This is a genomic window from Salinispora sp. CH2A1_6 (assembly GCF_056820975.1).
In genome coordinates this window covers 38,102-57,349 of record NZ_JBXEDG010000007.1, presented here as the reverse complement: position 1 = coordinate 57,349, position 19,248 = coordinate 38,102, and the positions used below count along the sequence as shown (strand labels likewise).

Genomic DNA, 19,248 nt, shown 5'->3' with positions numbered 1-19,248 from the left:
GGTCGCGACCGGAAGGAAGCTCGACGCATGATCCGTCACCTGCTCTCCAGCGCCGACCTGGACGCTGGTACCGCCCTCCAGATCCTGGACACCGCCGCCGAGATGGCGACCGTGGCCGGGCGGGAGGTCAAGAAGCTGCCGGCGCTGCGCGGCCGGACCGTGGTGAACCTCTTCTACGAGGACTCCACCCGGACCCGGATCTCCTTCGAGGCCGCCGCCAAGCGGCTCAGCGCCGACGTGATCAACTTTTCGGTCAAGGGGTCCAGCGTCGCCAAGGGCGAGAGCCTCAAGGACACCGCGCTCACCCTGCAGGCGATGGGCGCCGACGCCGTCGTCGTCCGGCACCCCGCCTCCGGCGCCCCGTACCAGTTGGCCGACTGGGTTGATGGCTCGGTCGTCAACGCCGGCGACGGCACGCACGAGCACCCCACCCAGGCGCTACTCGACGCGTACACGATGCGTTCCCGGCTGGGCCGGCTCGCCGGTCTGTCGGTGGCGGTGGTCGGTGACGTGCTGCACAGCCGGGTGGCGCGCTCCAACGTCCTGCTGCTCTCCACCCTCGGCGCCAAGGTCACCCTGGTCGGGCCACCCCCGCTGATCCCGGTGGACATCGCCGGGGCCCTCGCGCCCGGCGCCGCCGTCTGCTACGACCTGGACTCGGTGCTGCCGCAGTCGGACGTGGTCATGATGCTGCGGGTGCAGCGGGAACGCATGAACGACTCCTACTTTCCCTCCGCCCGTGAGTACGCCCGCCGTTACGGCCTGGACGGCTCGCGGATGCGGCGGCTGCCGGAGCACGCGATCGTGATGCACCCCGGCCCGATGAACCGGGGCATGGAGATCACCTCCGAGGTGGCCGACTCGCCCCGCTCCACGATTGTCGAACAGGTCGCCAACGGCGTCTCCGTCCGGATGGCCGTCCTCTACCTGCTGCTCGGAGGGAACAACCGGTGACCGCGTATCTGATCACCAACGTGAGCGTCCTCGGCGCCGCGCCGACCGACCTGCTGATCCGCGACGGCGTCGTGGCCGAGACCGGCGTGGGGCGCACGGCCCCCGGCGCGGTCGTGGTTGACGGCACCGGCCTGGTCGCCCTGCCCGGCCTGGTGGACCTGCACACCCATCTCCGCGAGCCCGGCCGGGAAGATGCCGAGACCGTCGAGACCGGCTCTCGGGCCGCGGCGCTCGGTGGCTACACGGCGGTCTGCGCGATGGCGAACACCTCCCCGGTCGCCGACACCGCCGGGGTGGTCGAGCAGGTCTGGCGGCTGGGCCGGGAGGCCGGGCTGGTCGACGTGCAGCCGATCGGCGCCGTCACCGTCGGGCTGGCCGGCGAGCGCCTGGCCGAGTTGGGGGCGATGGCCGACTCCGCCGCCCGGGTCCGGGTCTTCTCCGACGACGGACACTGCGTCGCCGACCCGCGGCTGATGCGCCGGGCCCTGGAATACGTGAAGGCGTTCGACGGCATCGTCGCCCAGCACGCCGAGGAGCCACGGCTCACCGAGGGCGCCCAGATGCACGAGGGGGAGATCTCCACCCGCCTCGGCCTGACCGGTTGGCCGGCGGTCGCCGAGGAGGCGATCATTGCCCGGGACGTGCTGCTCGCCGAGCACGTGGGGAGCCGCCTGCACATCTGCCACGTCTCCACGGCCGGCAGCGTCGACGTGCTGCGACAGGCCAAGGCCCGCGGTGTTCAGGTCACCGCCGAGGTTACCCCGCACCACCTGTTGTTGACCGACGAGAAGGCGGTCACCTACGACCCGGTCTACAAGGTCAACCCGCCGCTGCGGACCGCCGCCGATGTCGCCGCGCTGCGCACCGCGCTGGCCGAGGGGGTGGTGGACATCGTCGCCACCGACCACGCTCCGCACGCCGTGGAGGACAAGGAGTGCGAGTGGGCGTACGCCCGGCCGGGAATGCTCGGCCTGGAGACGGCGCTCTCCATCACGCTGGACGTGCTCGGCCCGCGGTGGGACCTCATCGCCGAGCGAATGTCCCGCACCCCCGCCCGGATCGCCGGCCTCACCGAACACGGCCACGACCCGACGCCGGGCGCACCGGCGAACCTGACCCTGGTGGATCCGGCGGCGCGGCGCGTCGTCGAGCCGACCGAGTTGGCCAGCCGCAGCCGCAACACCCCGTACGCCCGCATGACGCTGCCGGGTCGCATCGTGGCGACCTTCCTGCGCGGCGAGGCGACGGTTCTGGACGGAAAGGCAGTGAAGTGATGCGAGTACGGAGTGCGGTGGGGCAGTGCCCCGTGGCCCGGAGTGCGGGGTGCGTGGCGTGAGGCGGCGACCGGCGATTCTCGTCCTGGAGGACGGGCGCACGTTCCACGGCGAGGCGTACGGCAGCGTCGGGGAGACCTTCGGCGAAGCGGTCTTCAACACCGGAATGACCGGCTACCAGGAGACGCTCACCGACCCCTCCTACCACCGGCAGGTGGTGGTGCAGACCGCGCCGCACATCGGCAACACCGGGGTCAACGGCGAGGATGACGAGTCCGGCCGGATCTGGGTCGCCGGGTACGTGGTCCGTGATCCCGCCCGGGTCGGCTCGAACTGGCGGGCCACCGGTGGCCTGGAGGACCGACTCGCCGCCGAGGGGGTGGTCGGCATCAGCGGCGTGGACACGCGCGCGCTCACCCGGCACCTGCGGGAGCGGGGCGCGATGCGGGTCGGGGTCTCCAGCGTCGAGACCGACCCGCAGGCGCTGCTGGCCCGGGTCCGGCAGGCCCCACCGATGGTCGGCGCGGACCTCTCCGCCGAGGTGACCACCCCGAAGCCGTACGTGGTCGAGGCGCAGGGGGAGCACCGGTTCACCGTCGCCGCCCTGGACCTCGGCATCAAGCGCAACGTGCCCCGGCGGCTCGCGGCGCGGGGTGTCACCACCCATGTCCTGCCGGCTCATTCGGGCATCGACGACATGCGGGCCACCGGCGCGGATGCGATCTTCCTCTCGCCCGGCCCCGGGGACCCGGCGACCGCCGACGGGCCGGTGGCCCTGGCGCGCGCGGTGCTCGCCAGCGGGGTGCCGCTCTTCGGTATCTGCTTCGGTAGCCAGATCCTCGGCCGGGCACTGGGATTCGGCACGTACAAGCTCGGCTACGGCCACCGCGGGATCAACCAGCCGGTGCTCGACCGGGCCACCGGCAAGGTCGAGGTGACCAGCCACAACCACGGTTTCGCCGTCGCGTTCCCCGGTGTCGAGCCGGGGGCCGTCGTGCCGAACCAGGTGATCGAGACCGAGTTCGGCGGGATCGAGGTCTCGCACGTCTGCCTCAACGACAACGTGGTCGAGGGGCTGCGGGCGCGCGATGTGCCCGCCTTCACCGTTCAATACCACCCGGAGGCGGCGGCCGGTCCGCACGACGCGGATTACCTGTTCGACCGCTTCGCCGAGCTCATCGAGGGTCGCAACCACAGCGGGGGGCGCGCTAATGCCTAAGCGGACCGACCTCAAACACGTCCTGGTGATCGGCTCGGGGCCGATCGTGATCGGGCAGGCCTGCGAGTTCGACTACTCCGGCACCCAGGCGTGCCGGGTACTGCGCAGCGAGGGGATCCGGGTCAGTCTGGTCAACTCGAACCCAGCGACGATCATGACCGACCCGGAGTTCGCCGACGCCACGTACGTCGAGCCGATCACCCCGGAGTTCGTCGAACTGGTCATCGCCAAGGAGCGGCCGGATGCGGTGCTGCCCACCCTGGGTGGTCAGACCGCACTGAACACGGCGGTCGCGCTGCACGAGGCCGGGGTACTGGAGAAGTACGGCGTCGAGTTGATCGGCGCGAACATCGACTCGATTCGCCGCGGCGAGGATCGGCAGCTGTTCAAGGACGTCGTCGCCAAGGCGGGTGTCCGGATCGGGCTCGAGGACCCCGCGACGCTGGTGCCGCGTTCCCGGGTCTGCCACTCGATGGACGAGGTCCGCGAGACCGTCGCCGAGTTGGGCCTGCCGGCGGTGATCCGGCCGTCGTTCACGATGGGCGGCCTCGGCTCCGGCATGGCCCACACCGATGCGGACCTGGAGCGCATCGCCGGTGCCGGCCTGGCCGCCAGCCCGGTGCACGAGGTACTCATCGAGGAGAGCGTGCTCGGCTGGAAGGAGTACGAGCTCGAGCTGATGCGCGACCGGCACGACAACGTCGTGGTGGTCTGCTCGATTGAGAACGTCGACCCGATGGGCGTGCACACCGGCGACAGCGTCACCGTGGCCCCGGCGATGACCCTCACCGACCGGGAGTACCAGCGCCTGCGGGACCTCGGTATCGCGGTGCTGCGCGAGGTCGGGGTGGACACCGGCGGCTGCAACATCCAGTTCGCGGTGAACCCGGTCGACGGCCGGATCGTCGTGATCGAGATGAACCCCCGGGTCTCCCGCTCGTCGGCGCTCGCCTCGAAGGCGACCGGTTTCCCGATCGCGAAGATCGCCGCGAGGCTGGCCATCGGCTACACCCTCGACGAGATCCCCAACGACATCACCCTGAAGACGCCGGCCGCGTTCGAGCCGACGTTGGACTATGTGGTGGTCAAGATTCCGCGCTTCGCGTTCGAGAAGTTCCCCGGTGCCGACCCGGAGCTGACCACCACCATGAAGTCGGTCGGTGAGGCGATGAGCCTGGGCCGCAACTTCACCGAGGCGCTGAACAAGGCGATGCGCTCGATGGAGACGAAGGCGGCCGGTTTCTGGACCGTGCCCGACCCGGCCGGTGCCACCCGGGAGGAGACCCTCGCGGCGTTGCGGATGCCGCACGACGGGCGGCTCTACACGGTGGAACGGGCGCTGCGGCTCGGTGCCTCAATCGCCGAGGTCGCGGCGGCCTCCGGCGGGATGGACCCGTGGTTCCTCGACCAGATCGCCGGCCTTGTCGAGCTGCGAGCCGAGATCGTCGACGCCCCGGTGCTCGATGGCGATCTGCTGCGCCGGGCCAAGCGGGCGGGGCTCTCCGACCGGCAGCTCGCCGCGTTGCGTCCGGAGTTGGCCGCCGAGGACGGTGTTCGGACGCTGCGGCACCGGTTGGGCGTTCGGCCGGTGTACAAGACCGTGGACACCTGCGCGGCGGAGTTCGAGGCGACGACGCCTTACCACTACTCCACCTACGACGCGGAGACCGAGGTGGTCGGGTCGGACCGGCCCAAGGTGCTGATCCTCGGCTCGGGGCCGAACCGGATCGGGCAGGGCATCGAGTTCGACTACTCCTGCGTGCACGCCGTCATGGCGCTGCGGGCCGTCGGATACGAGACGGTCATGGTCAACTGCAACCCGGAGACCGTCTCCACCGACTACGACACCGCGAACCGGCTCTACTTCGAGCCGCTGACCTTCGAGGACGTCCTCGAGGTGTGGCACGCGGAGGACTCCTCCGGCCGGGCGGCCGGTGGCCCCGGCGTGGTCGGGGTGGTCGTACAGCTTGGTGGCCAGACCCCGTTGGGGCTGGCACAGCGGCTCAAGGACGCCGGGGTGCCGGTCGTCGGTACCTCCCCGGAGTCGATCCATCTCGCCGAGGAGCGGGGGGCGTTCGGCGCGCTGCTGGCCCGCGCCGGGCTGCGGGCGCCGGCACACGGCACCGCGATCTCGTACGACGAGGCGAAGACGATCGCCGCCGAGATCGGCTATCCGGTGCTGGTCCGTCCCTCGTACGTGCTTGGCGGCCGGGGCATGGAGATTGTCTACGACGACGCCACGCTGCGTGACTACATCGGTCGGGCCACCGACATCTCCCCGGATCATCCGGTGCTGGTGGACCGGTTCCTCGATGACGCCATCGAGATCGACGTGGACGCGCTCTGCGACGCCGCCGGTGAGGTCTACCTCGGTGGGGTGATGGAGCACATCGAGGAGGCCGGGATCCACTCCGGCGACTCCTCCTGCGCGTTGCCGCCGATCACCCTGGCCGGTTCGCACGTCGCCGAGGTCCGCCGGTACACCGAGGAGATTGCCCGGGGCATCGGCGTGCAGGGGCTGCTCAACGTGCAGTACGCCCTCAAGGACGACCAGCTCTGGGTGCTCGAGGCCAACCCGCGTGCGTCCCGGACCGTGCCGTTCGTCTCCAAGGCCACCGCGGTGCCGTTGGCCAAGGCGGCGGCTCGGATCGCGCTCGGTGCCACCATCGCCGAGCTGCGCGCTGAGGGCCTGCTCCCCGCCGACGGCGACGGCGGCACCCTTCCCGCGGATGCGCCGATCGCGGTCAAGGAGGCGGTGCTCCCGTTCAAGCGGTTCCGTACTCCGACCGGGAAGGGGATCGACTCGCTGCTCGGACCGGAGATGAAGTCCACCGGCGAGGTGATGGGCATCGACACGGCCTTCGGGTACGCCTTCGCCAAGTCGCAGGCGGCCACGTACGGCTCGTTGCCGACCAGCGGGAAGATCTTCGTGTCGGTCGCCAACCGGGACAAGCGTGGCATGATCTTCCCGATCAAGCGCCTGGCCGACCTGGGCTTCCAGCTGATCGCCACCACGGGCACCGCTGAGGTGCTGCGCCGGCACGGCGTCGCCTGCGAGCAGGTCCGCAAGCACTACGAGTCGGGAGAGAGCGAGGACGCGGTCTCGCTGATCCGGTCTGGCGAGGTGGTGCTGGTGGTGAACACCCCGCAGGGTTCGGGAGCGAGCGCGCGCTCGGATGGCTACGAGATCCGCAGTGCCGCCGTGACAGCGGACATCCCCTGCATCACGACCGTCCCCGGCGCCGCCGCCGTGGTGATGGCGGTCGAGGCCCGGATCCGCGGTGACATGGTGGTCCGTCCGCTGCAGGCGCTGCACGCCTCGCTGCGGAGCGCCCGGTGAGCCCGAGCGGGCCGAGGTCGCTCACCCGGCCGGGGAGGTTGGGGTGATCTTCGAACGGGTCGTGCGGCCGCGGCTGTTCCGGCTCGGGGGCGGGGACGCGGAGGTGGCGCACGAGTTCACGGTCCGGCGGCTGGCGGGCCTGGCTCGGGTGCCCGCGGCGCTGGCCGTGCTCCGGGCCCGGTACGGCGTCTCGGCTCCCCGAACGGTGTTCGGGCTCCGCTTCCCGAACCCGGTCGGGCTGGCCGCCGGGATGGACAAGAACGGGGTGGCGCTGCCGGCCTGGCCGGCGTTGGGCTTCGGCTTCGTCGAGGTGGGTACGGTCACCGCGCACCCGCAGCCGGGCAACCCACGGCCGCGGCTGTTCCGGCTTCCCGACAGCCGGGCGGTGGTGAACCGGATGGGCTTCAACAACGCCGGCGCCGACGCGCTCGCGGCGCGGTTGGCGGCGCTGCCCCGCCCGCTCGGGGTGCCGCTGGGCATCTCTCTCGGCAAGTCCAAGGTCACCCCGCTCGAGGAGGCGGTTGCGGACTATCAGGCGTCGTACCAGGCCCTGCGCGAGTACGGCGACTACTTCGCGGTCAACGTCTCCTCGCCGAACACGCCGGGGCTTCGTGCGCTGCAGGACCGGGCGCACCTGGACGCCCTGCTGGCCGCTCTGGTCGGCGAGAAGCCGGTCCTGGTGAAGATCGCCCCAGACCTTCCGGATTCGGCCATCGCGGAGCTGCTGGAGGTCTGCCTGGCGCGGGGCGCGGCCGGGGTGATCGCCACGAACACCACGCTCTCCCGAGCCGGCCTCGCCGCCGCCGATCAGGCCGGTGGCGCCGAGGCGGGTGGGCTCTCCGGCCGTCCGTTGGCGCACCGGGCCCGGGAGGTGGTCTCCTTCGTGCACGCCGAGACGGGCGGCCGGCTGCCGATCGTCGGCGTCGGCGGCATCCTCACTCCGGATGACGCCGAGCGCATGGTCGACGCGGGCGCGTCGCTGGTGCAGCTCTACACCGGCTTCATCTACCGGGGGCCGGCCCTGGTGCGGGCTGCCGCGGCGGCGGCCCGCACGCCGTGACACCGTGCGGGGGTACTCGCCCGGTTGCTGCGGACCGCTCGCCGGTCACCGGCCGGGCTACCGGACCCGAGGGCTGGTCGCTACGCGGTGACCGGCTGGTGAGGAGGCGACGTCGTTGACCCCGGAGGAGATCAGCGCCGCGGACGCGGCCCACGTGTGGCATCCGTACGAGGCGCTGCCGCCGGCCATTCCGCCGCACGTCGTGGAGAGCGCCGCCGGGGTGCGGCTGCGCCTGGCGGACGGGCGGGAACTGGTTGACGGGATGGCGTCGTGGTGGTCGGCGATCCACGGCTACCGGCACCCGGTGCTGGACGCGGCGGTGACCGACCAACTCGGCCGGATGAGCCACGTGATGTTCGGCGGGCTCACCCACGAGCCGGCCGTCACGCTGGCCCGGACCCTCGTCGAGCTGGCGCCAGATGGGCTGGAGCACGTCTTCCTGGCCGATTCCGGCTCGGTGAGCGTCGAGGTGGCCGTCAAGATGTGCCTGCAGTACCAGCGGGCCACCGGGCGGCCGGAACGCCGTCGGCTGGGGACCTGGCGGGGTGGCTACCACGGCGACACGTTCCACCCGATGAGCGTCTGTGACCCGGTGGGGGGCATGCACCACCTCTGGGGGGAGGTGCTGCCCCGGCAGGTGTTCGCGCCGGTGCCGCCGGCGGGATTCACCGCACCGCCGGATCCGGCGTACGAGGCCGTCCTGGCGGACGCGGTCGCCCAACACGCCGACGAGCTGGCCGCGGTCATCGTCGAGCCGGTCGTCCAGGGGACCGGGGGCATGCGGTTTCACCATCCGCGCTACCTGCAGGTGCTGCGGGAGGTCACCCGCGCCCACGGGGTTCTGCTCATCTTTGACGAGATCGCTACTGGTTTCGGTCGTACCGGGGCGATGTTCGCCGCCGAGCACGCCGGCGTGACCCCGGACGTGCTCTGTGTGGGCAAGGCGCTCACCGGGGGGTACCTGACCCTGGCCGCCGCCCTCTGCACCCCGGAGATCGCCCGTGGGATCTCCGCGACCGGTGTGCTCGCGCATGGTCCGACCTTCATGGGTAATCCGCTCGCCTGTGCGGTGGCCAACGCCTCTCTCGGCCTGCTCCGGGCCGGCGACTGGCCCGCGCAGGTGGCGCGGATCGAGCGGGGCCTGAGGGCCGGTCTGGAGCCGCTACGGGCGCAGCCGGGCGTCGCCGACGTCCGGGTGCTCGGTGCGATCGGCGTGGTGCAGCTCGACCATGCGGTGGACCTACCGGCGGCCACCGCCGCGGCGGTGGCCGCCGGTGTCTGGCTGCGACCGTTCCGGGATCTGATCTACACCATGCCCCCGTACGTCACTGCAGACGCCGATCTGGCCCGGATCAGTGCCGGGATCGCCGCCGCGGCTCGGGCGGGCTGATCCGCCGGCTGGGGGCGGAGGGTGGGCGTGCGGAGCCCGCCGGGTGGGGCGGCATCAGCCGCCCGCCGAGACGATGCGTGCGGCGCACGCGAGAGGGAGGTCTGCGATGGAGAGCTTCGGTGCCCGGTTGCACCGGTCGGTCGGCGAGCGGGGTCCGCTCTGCGTGGGCATCGACCCGCATCCGGGTCTGCTCGCGCGGTGGGGTCTCGACGACGATGTTCGCGGTCTGGAACGGTTCGCGGGCACGGTCGTGGAGGCGTTGGGGGACCGGGTCGCGGTGGTCAAGCCGCAGTCGGCCTTCTTCGAGCGGTTCGGGTCTCGGGGCGTAGCGGTCCTAGAGTCAACTATCCGACAGTTACGGGCGGCTGGTTCGCTCGTACTCCTCGACGTCAAGCGTGGTGACATCGGCTCGACGGTCGCCGCGTACGCTTCCGCGTACCTTGATCCATCGAGTCCGCTGCATGTCGACGCGGTGACGGTGAGCCCGTATCTCGGCGTTGGCGCGCTCGCCCCGATGTTCGAGCTGGCCGCCGCGCAGGGCGGCGGGGTCTTCGTGCTGGCGCTCACCTCCAACCCCGAGGGCGCCGCGGTGCAGCGGGCCCGTACCGCCGACGGGCAGACCGTCGCGCAGCTGGTAATCAACGAGATTGCCCAGCTCAACGCCGGTGCGCAGCCATTGGGCAGCGTGGGGTTGGTGGTGGGGGCGACCATCGGTGCGACGGGTCACGATCTCAGCGCGGTCAACGGTCCGCTGCTCGCTCCGGGCCTGGGGGCGCAGGGCGCCAGCGCCGCCGACCTACGGGTGGTTTTCGGTGCCAGCCTGCCCGCAGTGCTCCCCACGTACTCCCGTGAGGTGCTGGCTGCGGGGCCCGATCCGGCTGCCCTGCGGGGCGCCGCAGATCGGGTGTTAGCCGACTGTCGAGCGGCTTTGACCGGTTCGTAACTGACTGACGGCTCGGTCACTTTCCGGCGATCTTCGCGTGCCCACGTTGCCGAATGCGCCGTTGACCGCTAGTTTTCCCCGCGCTGGGAACCATGGGCCTCCCTGGTTCGCAGCGACACCACGTTTCACAGTGCGGCGGTGCATTCGCCCGTCGCGATAGGGACCTGAGGAGAACTGGTGCCGCTCCCGTCACTGACCCCTGAGCAGCGCGCAGCAGCGCTGGAGAAGGCCGCGGAGATCCGCAAGGCCCGTGCTGAGCTGAAGGAGCAGCTCAAGCAGGGCAAGACAACGCTCGGAGCCGTTCTCGAGCGGGCCGAGTCCGACGATGTCGTCGGCAAGCTGAAGGTATCCGCTGTCCTGCAGGCGATGCCGGGAATCGGCAAGATCCGAGCGACCCAGATCATGGAGAAGCTCAAGATCGCCGATAGCCGGCGCCTGCGTGGCCTCGGCGAGCAGCAGCGCAAGGCCCTGCTTGGGGAGTTCGCCGCCAACTGAGGTTGGCGCCGTGTAGAAACGAGCAGTGAGCACGGATGGTGAGGCGCGCCCGGCGGGCCGGCTCACCATCCTGACCGGACCCTCGGGTTCCGGTCGGGATGGTGTCGTCGGGTTGGTCCGGGCGCGCTTGCCTACCGTGTGGACGCCGGTGCCGGTGACCACCCGACCCCGGCGGGATTGCGAGGTGGCGGGCGTCGATCGGGTCTTCCTCGACTCGGCCACGTTCGACCAGCTGCTGGCCGCTGGTGGTCTGCTGGAGTGGAGCCAGGTCGGCCGGTACCGGCGCGGTACGCCGGGACAGCCGCTGCGGTCCCGACTGGCCGCGGGGGCGCCAGCCCTGCTTTCGATGGACCTGGCCGGGGCGCTACGGCTGCGGGCCGTGCTGCCGGCGGCCCAGCTGGTGCTGCTGCACCCACCCGGCTACGTGACTGATCCGGTCACCGAACCGCATTTCGCACACACCATCGTGCATGGCCGGACTGCGCAGGTCGTGGACGAGCTGGTAGGATTGTTCGGTTCGTCATTCAAAGCTCCGGCGCGACCGCGCGTACGCGGTTGACCGCCAGCACCGCGAGCGGTGTCACAGACGCAGAGGTCAACACGTGGGATCCATCGCCACCAACCCCGAAGGCATCACCAACCCGCCGATCGACGAGCTCCTCGAGAAGACCACCTCGAAGTACGCGCTGGTCATCTTCGCCGCCAAGCGGGCCCGTCAGGTCAACGCCTACTACAGCCAGCTCGGCGAGGGCCTGCTGGAGTACGTCGGCCCGCTGGTCGAGACGACCCCGCAGGAGAAGCCGCTCTCGATCGCCATGCGGGAGATCAACGCGGGCCTGCTCACCGCTGAGCCCACCGACCAGCCGTAGCGCGTACCCAACGATGTCCCCCCGGATTATCCTCGGGGTCGGTGGCGGGATCGCCGCGTACAAGGCCTGCGAGTTGCTGCGGCTGTTCACCGAGTCCGGTCATCGCGTCCGGGTCGTGCCGACCGCATCGGCGCTCCACTTCGTCGGGGCCGCGACGTGGTCGGCGCTCTCCGGGCAACCAGTCGCCGACGACGTCTGGTCCGACGTGCACGAGGTGCCGCACGTGCGGCTGGGTCAGCAGGCGGACCTGGTCGTGGTGGCTCCGGCCACCACCGACCTGCTCGCCCGGGCCGCTCATGGGCTCGCGGACGACCTACTCACCAACACTCTGCTGACGGCCCGCTGCCCGGTTGTCCTGGCGCCGGCGATGCATACCGAGATGTGGGAACATCCGGCGACGGTGGCCAACGTGGCGACGCTGCGCTCCCGCGGGGTGCGGGTCGTCGAACCGGCAGTCGGCCGGCTCACCGGGACGGACACCGGCAAGGGCCGCCTACCGGACCCGGCGGAGCTCTTCGCCGTGGCCCGACGCGTGCTCGCCCGCGGCGCCGCCGCGCCAGCGGATCTCACCGGGAAGCGGGTGCTGGTCACCGCCGGGGGCACCCGGGAGCCGCTCGATCCGGTCCGGTTCCTCGGCAATCGCTCCTCCGGCAAGCAGGGCTACGCGTTCGCCCGCGCCGCGGTGGCGCGAGGAGCCCGGGTCACCCTGGTCTCCGCCAACGTCGCGCTGCCCGACCCGGCCGGTGTGGATCTGGTGCGGGTCGGCACGACCGCCGAGCTGCGCGAAGCCACGCTGACGGCTGCCGACCGCGCGGACGCGGTGGTGCTGGCGGCGGCTCCCGCCGATTTCCGCCCCGCCACGTACGCGACTGGCAAAATCAAGAAGTCGGACGACGGCAGCGCGCCCACCATCGAGCTCGTTGCGAACCCGGACATCGCTGCCGAGCTCGGGAAACGTCGTCGCCCGGAGCAGGTGTTGGTGGTGTTCGCCGCGGAGACCAGTGACGCCGAGGCCAACGGCCGAGCCAAGCTCGCCCGAAAGCGGGCGGACCTCATCGTCATCAACGAGGTTGGCCCGGACCGGGTTTTTGGCGCCGACACCAACGCGGCGACCGTCATCGGCGCGGACGGATCGGCCAGCCGGATGCCCGAGCAGTCCAAGGAAGATCTCGCCGACGGTGTCTGGGACCTCATCGTCCCCCGGCTGGCCGGCCATCCCGGATAGCTGGATCAGTGCGCGATAGGGGGATCCGGTACCGGACGCGAGTGACTAAACTGCCGCGGAACGAGTTTCCCTGACTTAGGAGTGCCGTGACACGCCGCCTCTTCACTTCCGAATCGGTCACCGAAGGTCATCCTGACAAGATTGCTGACCAGATCAGTGACGGGATCCTCGATGCGTTGCTGGCAGAGGACCCGAGTAGCCGGGTTGCAGTGGAGACGCTGATCACAACCGGTCAGGTGCATGTTGCGGGCGAGGTAACCACCCAGGCCTACGCCGACATCCCGTCGATCGTGCGTCGGACGATTTTGGATATTGGTTACGACTCGTCGCGAAAGGGTTTCGACGGGGCGTCCTGCGGGGTAAGTGTGTCGATTGGGTCTCAGTCGGCAGATATCGCCCAGGGTGTTGACAACGCGTTTGAGCTGCGTACCGGTGCATCCGAACACATGTTGGATGCGCAGGGTGCAGGTGACCAGGGGATGATGTTCGGGTTCGCCTGCTCGGAGACCCCAGAGTTGATGCCGTTGCCGATCGCGTTGGCGCACCGGCTGTCGCGCCGCCTGGCACACGTGCGGCGGGAAGGCGTGGTGCCGTACCTGCGTCCCGATGGTAAGACGCAGGTGACGGTGGAGTACGAGGGATTGCGGCCGGTACGGCTGAACACGGTGCTGGTGTCGTCGCAGCACGCGGCCGACGTGTCGCTGGAGTCGCTGCTGACGCCGGACATCCGGGAGCACGTGATCGCACCGGAGGTGGAGAGTCTCGGGCTGGGGCTGGACGTCGAAGACTATCGGCTGCTGGTGAATCCGACGGGCCGGTTCGAGGTCGGCGGCCCGATGGGCGACGCGGGTCTGACCGGTCGGAAGATCATCGTGGACACCTACGGTGGGTACGCGCGGCACGGCGGCGGGGCGTTCTCGGGCAAGGACCCATCCAAGGTGGACCGTTCAGCGGCGTACGCGATGCGGTGGGTGGCCAAGAACGTGGTGGCGGCCGGGCTGGCGGAGCGGTGCGAGGCGCAGGTGGCGTACGCCATCGGCAAGGCGCAGCCGGTGAGCCTCTTCGTGGAGACGTTCGGCACGGAGACGGTGCCGGTGGAGCGGATCGAGAAGGCGGTGACGGAGGTGTTCGACCTTCGGCCGGCGGCGATCATCCGGGATCTGAAGTTGACCCGGCCGATCTACTCGCAGACCGCGGCGTACGGACACTTCGGTCGAGAGCTTCCTGACTTCACCTGGGAGAGCACCGACCGCGCCGCTGACCTCAAGTCGGTAGCGGGCGCCTGAGTAACACCCCGCGTAGCGACCGGCGGCCCGCGAATGGGTCGCCGGTCGCTCGTGTCTGCGTGGACGTTCCGTTGGCCCACCTCGATCGGCCCTTCGACTATGCGGTGCCCGAGTCCCTTGACGCCGAGGCTGTCCCCGGCGCTCGGGTGAAGGTCCGCTTCGCTGGTCAGCTCGTCAACGGCTGGCTGTTGGAGCGGGTGAGTGAATCCGCCCATCCCCGGCTTGCGTACCTGGAGAAGGTGGTCTCCCCGGAGCCGGCCCTCGCGCCGGAGATCGCCCGCCTGGCCCGCGCCGTCGCCGACCGTTACGCCGGCAGCCTCGCCGACGTGCTTCGCCTCGCTGTCCCGCCCCGGCATGCCCGGGTCGAGAAGGAGCCGCAACCGTCCTCCGCGGCCGGTTCGTCCTCGCCGGATGCGGAGAACGGGCCGGCCGATCCGGTCGGATGGGCGGACTATCCGACTGGCCCAGCCCTGCTGCGGGCCCTCGCCGACGGCCGTGCCCCCCGCGCGGTCTGGTCTGCCCTGCCGGGGGAGGAGTGGCCCACCCGCTACGCCGAGGCGGTCGCGGCGACCGTCGCCGGTGGCCGGGGCGCGGTCGTGGTCGTCGCCGACGCCCGAGATCTCGACCGGCTCGACGCGGCGCTGTCCGCCGTGCTCGGCCCCGGCCGGCACGTCCAGCTCACCGCCGCGCTTGGTCCGGCCCGCCGATACCGGGCATTCCTCGCCGCCCGGCGGGGTCACGTGCCGGTGGTGATCGGTACCCGGGCCGCCATGTTCGCGCCGGTATCTCGACTCGGCCTCGTCGCCATCTGGGATGACGGTGACGACCTACACGCCGAGCCCCGCGCCCCCTACCCGCACGCCCGCGAGGTGTTGTTGACCCGCGCCCAGCTGGCTGGTGCCGCTGCCCTGGTCGGCGGCTATGCCCGTACGGCCGAGGCGCAGCTGCTCGTGGAGACCGGGTGGGCCCGCGAGGTGACGGCCGCCCGCGCCGCCGTCCGGGCGCGGATGCCGGCGATCGCCCCCACCGGCGACGACCCCCAGCTGGCCCGGGACCCCGGTGCGGCCACCGCCCGGTTGCCCAGCCTGGCCTGGACGGCGGCGCGCGCTGCCCTCACCGCCGATGCGCCGGTCCTCGTCCAGGTGCCCCGGCGCGGTTACCTGCCGGCGGTGGCGTGCGCCACCTGCCGGACTCCGGCGCGCTGCCCGCACTGCGCCGGGCCGCTCGCGTTGCCGTCGGCACGGGGTGCGCCGGTCTGCCGCTGGTGTGCGCGGGTCGCCGCCGCGTACGCCTGCCCGGAGTGTCGCGGCCGGCGGCTCCGCGCCTCGGTCACCGGTGCCCGGCGGACGGCGGAGGAGCTGGGCCGGGCCTTCCCCGGTGTGCCGGTGCGCACCTCCGGGCGGGAGGAGGTCCTTGCGACCGTCCCCGGTGGCGCCGGGTTGGTCATCACCACCCCCGGTGCCGAGCCGGTAGCCGAGGGCGGCTACGGGGCGGTGCTGCTGCTGGACTCCTGGGCCCTGCTGACCCGCGCCGATCTGCGGGCGGGGGAGGAGGCGCTGCGGCGCTGGCTCGCCGCCGCCGCCCTGGCCCGCCCCGGCCCGGCCGGCGGCCGGGTGGTGGTGGTCGCCGACGGTGCGCTCGCCCCGGTGCAGGCGCTGCTCCGCTGGGACGCTGGCTGGTTTGCGGCCCGCGAACTCGCCGAACGTCGGGAGCTTGGTTTTCCACCGGCGGTGCGGATGGCGAGCGTCACCGGGCCGCCGACCGCCGTCGCCGAGTTGCTTGCCGAGTCCCGGCTACCGGCGGAGGCGGAGCTGTTGGGGCCGGTGCCCGCCGACGGCGACCGGGAACGGATGCTGGTCCGGGTTCCCCGCGCCCGGGCGTCCGCCCTGGCCGCGGCCCTGCACGCCGCGGCGGGGGTGCGCGCCGCCCGGAAGGCTGCGGATCCACTCCGGCTCCAGGTCGACCCGCTGGCCCTCTTCTGACCCGCCACTCAGCGGAGATCAATAGTTACTATGAGTTACTTCGGTTGGTGCGACGGACACGCTGTGTGGGGATGGCGGCGGTTCCGGTGATAGCATCGCCCCTCATGCCGAGCCGGATGAAGGCTCAGGCCAGGGGTGTGTCGTTCGATGCGCCTGGCCGGAGCTGGTGCCGGTTCGGCGGCGATGGCGACGGAGCGCGTCGGGTGGCGCGGTGCCGACGAGTGTTGACAGCCCGCAATCATAGGTGGACCAGTCGTGACCGTTCCTCAGTCGATTGTCTTCAACGGCGACCTCGGCAGCGGCAAGAGCACCGTCTCCCTGGAGATCGCCGAGCGCCTCGGCATGCGTCGGGTCAGCGTGGGCGACCTCTACCGGCAGATGGCCCAGGAGCGGCAGATGACCGCCCTCCAGCTCAATCTGCACGCCGAGCTGGACCAGGCTGTTGACGGCTACGTTGACCAACTCCAACGGGACATCGCGGCCTCCGGCGAGTGCCTGGTGATGGACTCGCGGCTCGCCTGGCACTTCTTCACCGACGCGCTCAAGGTGCACATGATCACCGAGCCCGGGGAGGCCGCCCGGCGCGTGCTGCTGCGCCCCTCCGGCCCGGCTGAGCAGTACACCTCCCTCGAGGAGGCGAAGGCCCGACTCATGGAGCGCAGCGAGAGTGAGCGGAATCGGTTCATCATCCGCTACGGCGTGGACAAGGCCCAGCTGCGCAACTACGACCTGATCTGCGACACCACCCGGGCCGGCGCCACGGAGGTGATCGAGCACATCGTCGCCGCGTACGAAGGGCGGCTCTGCCCCGAGGTGCTGCGGGAGGCTCCGCCGCTGCTGCTGCTCGACCCGGCCCGGGTATACCCGACCGAGGACATCGTCACCCTCCGCGGCCAGTGGGATGCCGAATCCGCGGGCGAGGCCGCTGCGGCGGGCGACGAGCCGCCGGAGCCGCTGCGGATCGGTTACACGGGCGAGCACTTCTTTGTGGTGGACGGGCACCGTCGACTCAGCGCCGCGCTGCGGGACGGGTGTCGGCTGGTGCCCGCCGGGCTGGTCGCCGAGGTGGACGAGCCCGTCGTCGGTGGGATGAGCGCGATCGACTACTTCACCGCCCAGGTCCGGCCCAGCATGATCCACGACTGGTCGGTCGCGCACGGCATCGATCTGCCGCTGCCCGCACCGGCGCTTTTGGGGGGCGGCGCGGTGCTGGCGGGGGAGCCGGGCGCCAGCGCCTGACGGCCACGCCACCGTCTCCGTACCCCGCCTGGGGGTTACGGACCGCCCACAGAGCGTGCATGATGGGCCACCTGACCCTGACATAGGAGGTGGCGAATGGACGCATCTGAGGCGGTCGCACTGCTGATGTCTCCGCCGGGCCGGCGTGACCCCTACCCCACGTACGAGCGGCTGCGTGCGCACGGCCCGGTGGTGGCGACGGCGGCCGGATTCTTCGTGGTCACCGGGTATGCCGAGGCCGACACGGTGTTGCGAAACCCCCGGTTTGCGGTGATGGACGATGAAGAGCGCGACGGTGTCTTCCCGCATTGGCAGGACAGCCCGGCGATGATGTCGATCTCCCAGTCAATGATTCGTGCCAATCCGCCGGACCACAGCCGAATGCGCCGTCTCGCCGCGGGGGTGTTCACCCCGCGCCGGGTCGCCGCCCTCCGCGAGGTGGTAGCCGCCCAGGCCGACGAACTCATTGACGAGATGATCCGGGCCGGTCGGGGTGGTGCTCCGGTGGACTTCCTGGGCGGCTTCGCCTACCCGCTGCCGGTCACCGTGATCTGCGCCCTGCTCGGGGTGCCGGCGGCCGACTGGGCGCAGTTTCGGCGCTGGGCCGGCGATCTGACCGGTGTCCTGGAGCCGGAGATCACCCCGCAGGAGTTGGCCGTCGCCGACGCCGGCGCCACCGAGTTGCGCGACTACTTCACCGAGCTGATCGCCCAGCGCCGCCGGGACCCGGCCGATGATCTGACCACGGCCCTGGTGCAGACGCATGACGCCGACGGTGACCGGCTGTCCGGCGAGGAGCTGCTGGCCAACCTTGTGTTGCTGTTGGTCGCGGGCTTCGAGACCACCACGAACCTGCTCGGCAACGGTCTGTTCGTGCTCCTGACCCACCCCGAATCGGCGACCGCCCTGCGGGATCAGCCCGAGCTCGCCCCCAGCTACGTGGACGAGCTTCTGCGGTACGACTCACCCGTGCAGTTGACCAGCCGTACGGTCCGCGAGTCGGTGCCCCTCGCCGGGGTTGAGCTGCCCGCGGGGAGTTGGCTGCTGGTTCTGCTCGGCGCGGCCAACCGCGACCCGGCGCGCTTTACTGATCCGGCCCGATTCGATCCGGGCCGGGCCCAGTCGCCCCCGCTGTCCTTCGGTGCCGGCGCGCACTACTGCCTCGGCGCGGGGCTGGCTCGACTGGAGGCCCAGGTCGCCTTTCCGCTGTTGTTGCGCCGGCTGCCCGAGCTCGCGCTGGCCGGCGAGCCCGTCCGCCGGAGCCGGCTGACCCTGCGTGGCTACGAGACGCTTCCGGTGACCGTCGGTGCCGTAGCCGCTGATCACGGTACGCCGGCCGGGGCCGCACTGGGCACTCCGTAGACTGGTACGGCACGCCCGTTGCCAAGCCCACGAAGGAGCCAATCCGCGTGACCGTCCAGCCCATCCGCCTCTTCGGCGACCCGGTGCTGCGCACGCCGGCCGACCCGGTGGTCGACTTCGATGTCGAACTGCGCAAGCTCATCGCTGATCTGATCGACACGATGCGTGAGCAGAACGGCGCGGGTCTGGCCGCGCCGCAGCTCGGTGTGGGCCTGCGGGTGTTCACCTTCGACGTGGACGACGTGGTCGGCCACCTGGTCAACCCGGTGTTGGAGTTCCCCGACGCCGAGGAGCAGGACGGCCCCGAAGGCTGCCTGTCGCTGCCGGGTCTGTACTTCGACACGAAGCGCCGGCAGAACGTGGTCGCCAAGGGCTTCAACGGGCACGGCGATCCGGTGCAGATCGTCGGTACCGGGTTGATGTCCCGCTGCGTGCAGCATGAGACCGACCACCTGGACGGGGTGCTGTTCATCGACCGGCTCGACCCGGCCGGCCGCAAGGCGGCGATGAAGGAGATCCGTCGGGCGGAGTGGTACGACCCGGCGGCCCCGCCGACGGTGAAGCTCAGCCCGCATGCCGCCAACAACCCGTTCGGCCTGGGGCGGTGACC

16 protein-coding genes are annotated in these 19,248 nt (G+C 71.2%); all 16 read left to right on the top strand.

All coding sequences use genetic code 11. The features are described 5' to 3' along the window. Positions 1 to 27 precede the first annotated feature (27 nt). Positions 28 to 954 carry an aspartate carbamoyltransferase catalytic subunit gene (locus AC1UKG_RS12180; protein WP_018814041.1) on the top strand — a complete coding sequence of 309 codons (927 nt, stop codon included), beginning with the start codon at positions 28 to 30 and terminating at the stop codon, positions 952 to 954. Beyond that, positions 951 to 2,228 (top strand): dihydroorotase, encoded by a 1,278-nt coding sequence (locus AC1UKG_RS12175; RefSeq protein ID WP_018744003.1) that lies wholly within the window; start codon positions 951 to 953, stop codon positions 2,226 to 2,228. Before AC1UKG_RS12180 ends, AC1UKG_RS12175 begins: the two co-directional genes overlap by 4 nt. A gap of 58 nt (positions 2,229 to 2,286) precedes the next feature. Next, positions 2,287 to 3,447: a glutamine-hydrolyzing carbamoyl-phosphate synthase small subunit gene (gene carA / locus AC1UKG_RS12170; RefSeq protein WP_018744004.1), complete on the top strand. Its 1,161-nt coding sequence runs from the start codon at positions 2,287 to 2,289 to the stop codon at positions 3,445 to 3,447. Then, positions 3,440 to 6,787, top strand: coding sequence for a carbamoyl-phosphate synthase large subunit (carB, locus tag AC1UKG_RS12165; RefSeq protein ID WP_482642912.1), 3,348 nt, complete (start codon positions 3,440 to 3,442; stop codon positions 6,785 to 6,787). The genes carA and carB overlap by 8 nt, the downstream gene beginning before the upstream one ends. Before the next feature lie 43 nt (positions 6,788 to 6,830). After that, on the top strand, positions 6,831 to 7,847 hold the full coding sequence (locus AC1UKG_RS12160; RefSeq protein WP_018744006.1) for a quinone-dependent dihydroorotate dehydrogenase: 1,017 nt from the start codon (positions 6,831 to 6,833) through the stop codon (positions 7,845 to 7,847). Between the two features lie 115 nt (positions 7,848 to 7,962). Continuing rightward, positions 7,963 to 9,237 (top strand): adenosylmethionine--8-amino-7-oxononanoate transaminase, encoded by a 1,275-nt coding sequence (locus tag AC1UKG_RS12155; RefSeq protein WP_029123637.1) that lies wholly within the window; start codon positions 7,963 to 7,965, stop codon positions 9,235 to 9,237. A gap of 106 nt (positions 9,238 to 9,343) precedes the next feature. After that, a complete protein-coding gene (pyrF, locus tag AC1UKG_RS12150) occupies positions 9,344 to 10,180 on the top strand; it encodes an orotidine-5'-phosphate decarboxylase (RefSeq protein WP_018744008.1) in 837 nt (278 codons plus the stop codon). Between the two features lie 177 nt (positions 10,181 to 10,357). Further along, positions 10,358 to 10,675 (top strand): integration host factor, actinobacterial type, encoded by a 318-nt coding sequence (gene mihF, locus AC1UKG_RS12145; protein ID WP_007458370.1) that lies wholly within the window; start codon positions 10,358 to 10,360, stop codon positions 10,673 to 10,675. Positions 10,676 to 10,700: 25 nt separating this feature from the next. Beyond that, positions 10,701 to 11,234 carry a hypothetical protein gene (locus tag AC1UKG_RS12140; RefSeq protein WP_018744009.1) on the top strand — a complete coding sequence of 178 codons (534 nt, stop codon included), beginning with the start codon at positions 10,701 to 10,703 and terminating at the stop codon, positions 11,232 to 11,234. Positions 11,235 to 11,277: 43 nt separating this feature from the next. Then, on the top strand, positions 11,278 to 11,544 hold the full coding sequence (gene rpoZ / locus AC1UKG_RS12135; RefSeq protein WP_013285517.1) for a DNA-directed RNA polymerase subunit omega: 267 nt from the start codon (positions 11,278 to 11,280) through the stop codon (positions 11,542 to 11,544). Between the two features lie 13 nt (positions 11,545 to 11,557). After that, the gene (coaBC, locus tag AC1UKG_RS12130; RefSeq protein ID WP_029123636.1) at positions 11,558 to 12,769 is read left to right on the top strand and encodes a bifunctional phosphopantothenoylcysteine decarboxylase/phosphopantothenate--cysteine ligase CoaBC; all 1,212 of its coding nucleotides are present in this window, start codon (positions 11,558 to 11,560) and stop codon (positions 12,767 to 12,769) included. Between the two features lie 86 nt (positions 12,770 to 12,855). Next, a complete protein-coding gene (gene metK, locus AC1UKG_RS12125) occupies positions 12,856 to 14,055 on the top strand; it encodes a methionine adenosyltransferase (RefSeq protein ID WP_018744011.1) in 1,200 nt (399 codons plus the stop codon). Positions 14,056 to 14,114: 59 nt separating this feature from the next. Next, on the top strand, positions 14,115 to 16,037 hold the full coding sequence (locus AC1UKG_RS12120) for a primosomal protein N' (RefSeq protein ID WP_018744012.1): 1,923 nt from the start codon (positions 14,115 to 14,117) through the stop codon (positions 16,035 to 16,037). A gap of 255 nt (positions 16,038 to 16,292) precedes the next feature. Continuing rightward, positions 16,293 to 17,276, top strand: a complete 984-nt coding sequence (locus tag AC1UKG_RS12115; RefSeq protein WP_018744013.1) for an AAA family ATPase — start codon at positions 16,293 to 16,295, stop codon at positions 17,274 to 17,276. Positions 17,277 to 17,372: 96 nt separating this feature from the next. Then, the gene (locus tag AC1UKG_RS12110; RefSeq protein ID WP_018744014.1) at positions 17,373 to 18,638 is read left to right on the top strand and encodes a cytochrome P450; all 1,266 of its coding nucleotides are present in this window, start codon (positions 17,373 to 17,375) and stop codon (positions 18,636 to 18,638) included. A 47-nt stretch (positions 18,639 to 18,685) separates the two neighbouring features. Then, a complete protein-coding gene (gene def, locus AC1UKG_RS12105; RefSeq protein ID WP_018744015.1) occupies positions 18,686 to 19,246 on the top strand; it encodes a peptide deformylase in 561 nt (186 codons plus the stop codon). Positions 19,247 to 19,248 lie beyond the last annotated feature (2 nt).

Bases quoted from the DNA above. Each gene is read 5' to 3' on its own strand.
- AC1UKG_RS12180 (WP_018814041.1), top strand. From the start codon at position 28: ATGATCCGTCACCTGCTCTCCAGCGCCGACCTGGACGCTGGTACCGCC.
- carB (WP_482642912.1), top strand. From the start codon at position 3,440: ATGCCTAAGCGGACCGACCTCAAACACGTCCTGGTGATCGGCTCGGGG.
- pyrF (WP_018744008.1), top strand. From the start codon at position 9,344: ATGGAGAGCTTCGGTGCCCGGTTGCACCGGTCGGTCGGCGAGCGGGGT.
- coaBC (WP_029123636.1), top strand. From the start codon at position 11,558: ATGTCCCCCCGGATTATCCTCGGGGTCGGTGGCGGGATCGCCGCGTAC.
- AC1UKG_RS12110 (WP_018744014.1), top strand. From the start codon at position 17,373: ATGGACGCATCTGAGGCGGTCGCACTGCTGATGTCTCCGCCGGGCCGG.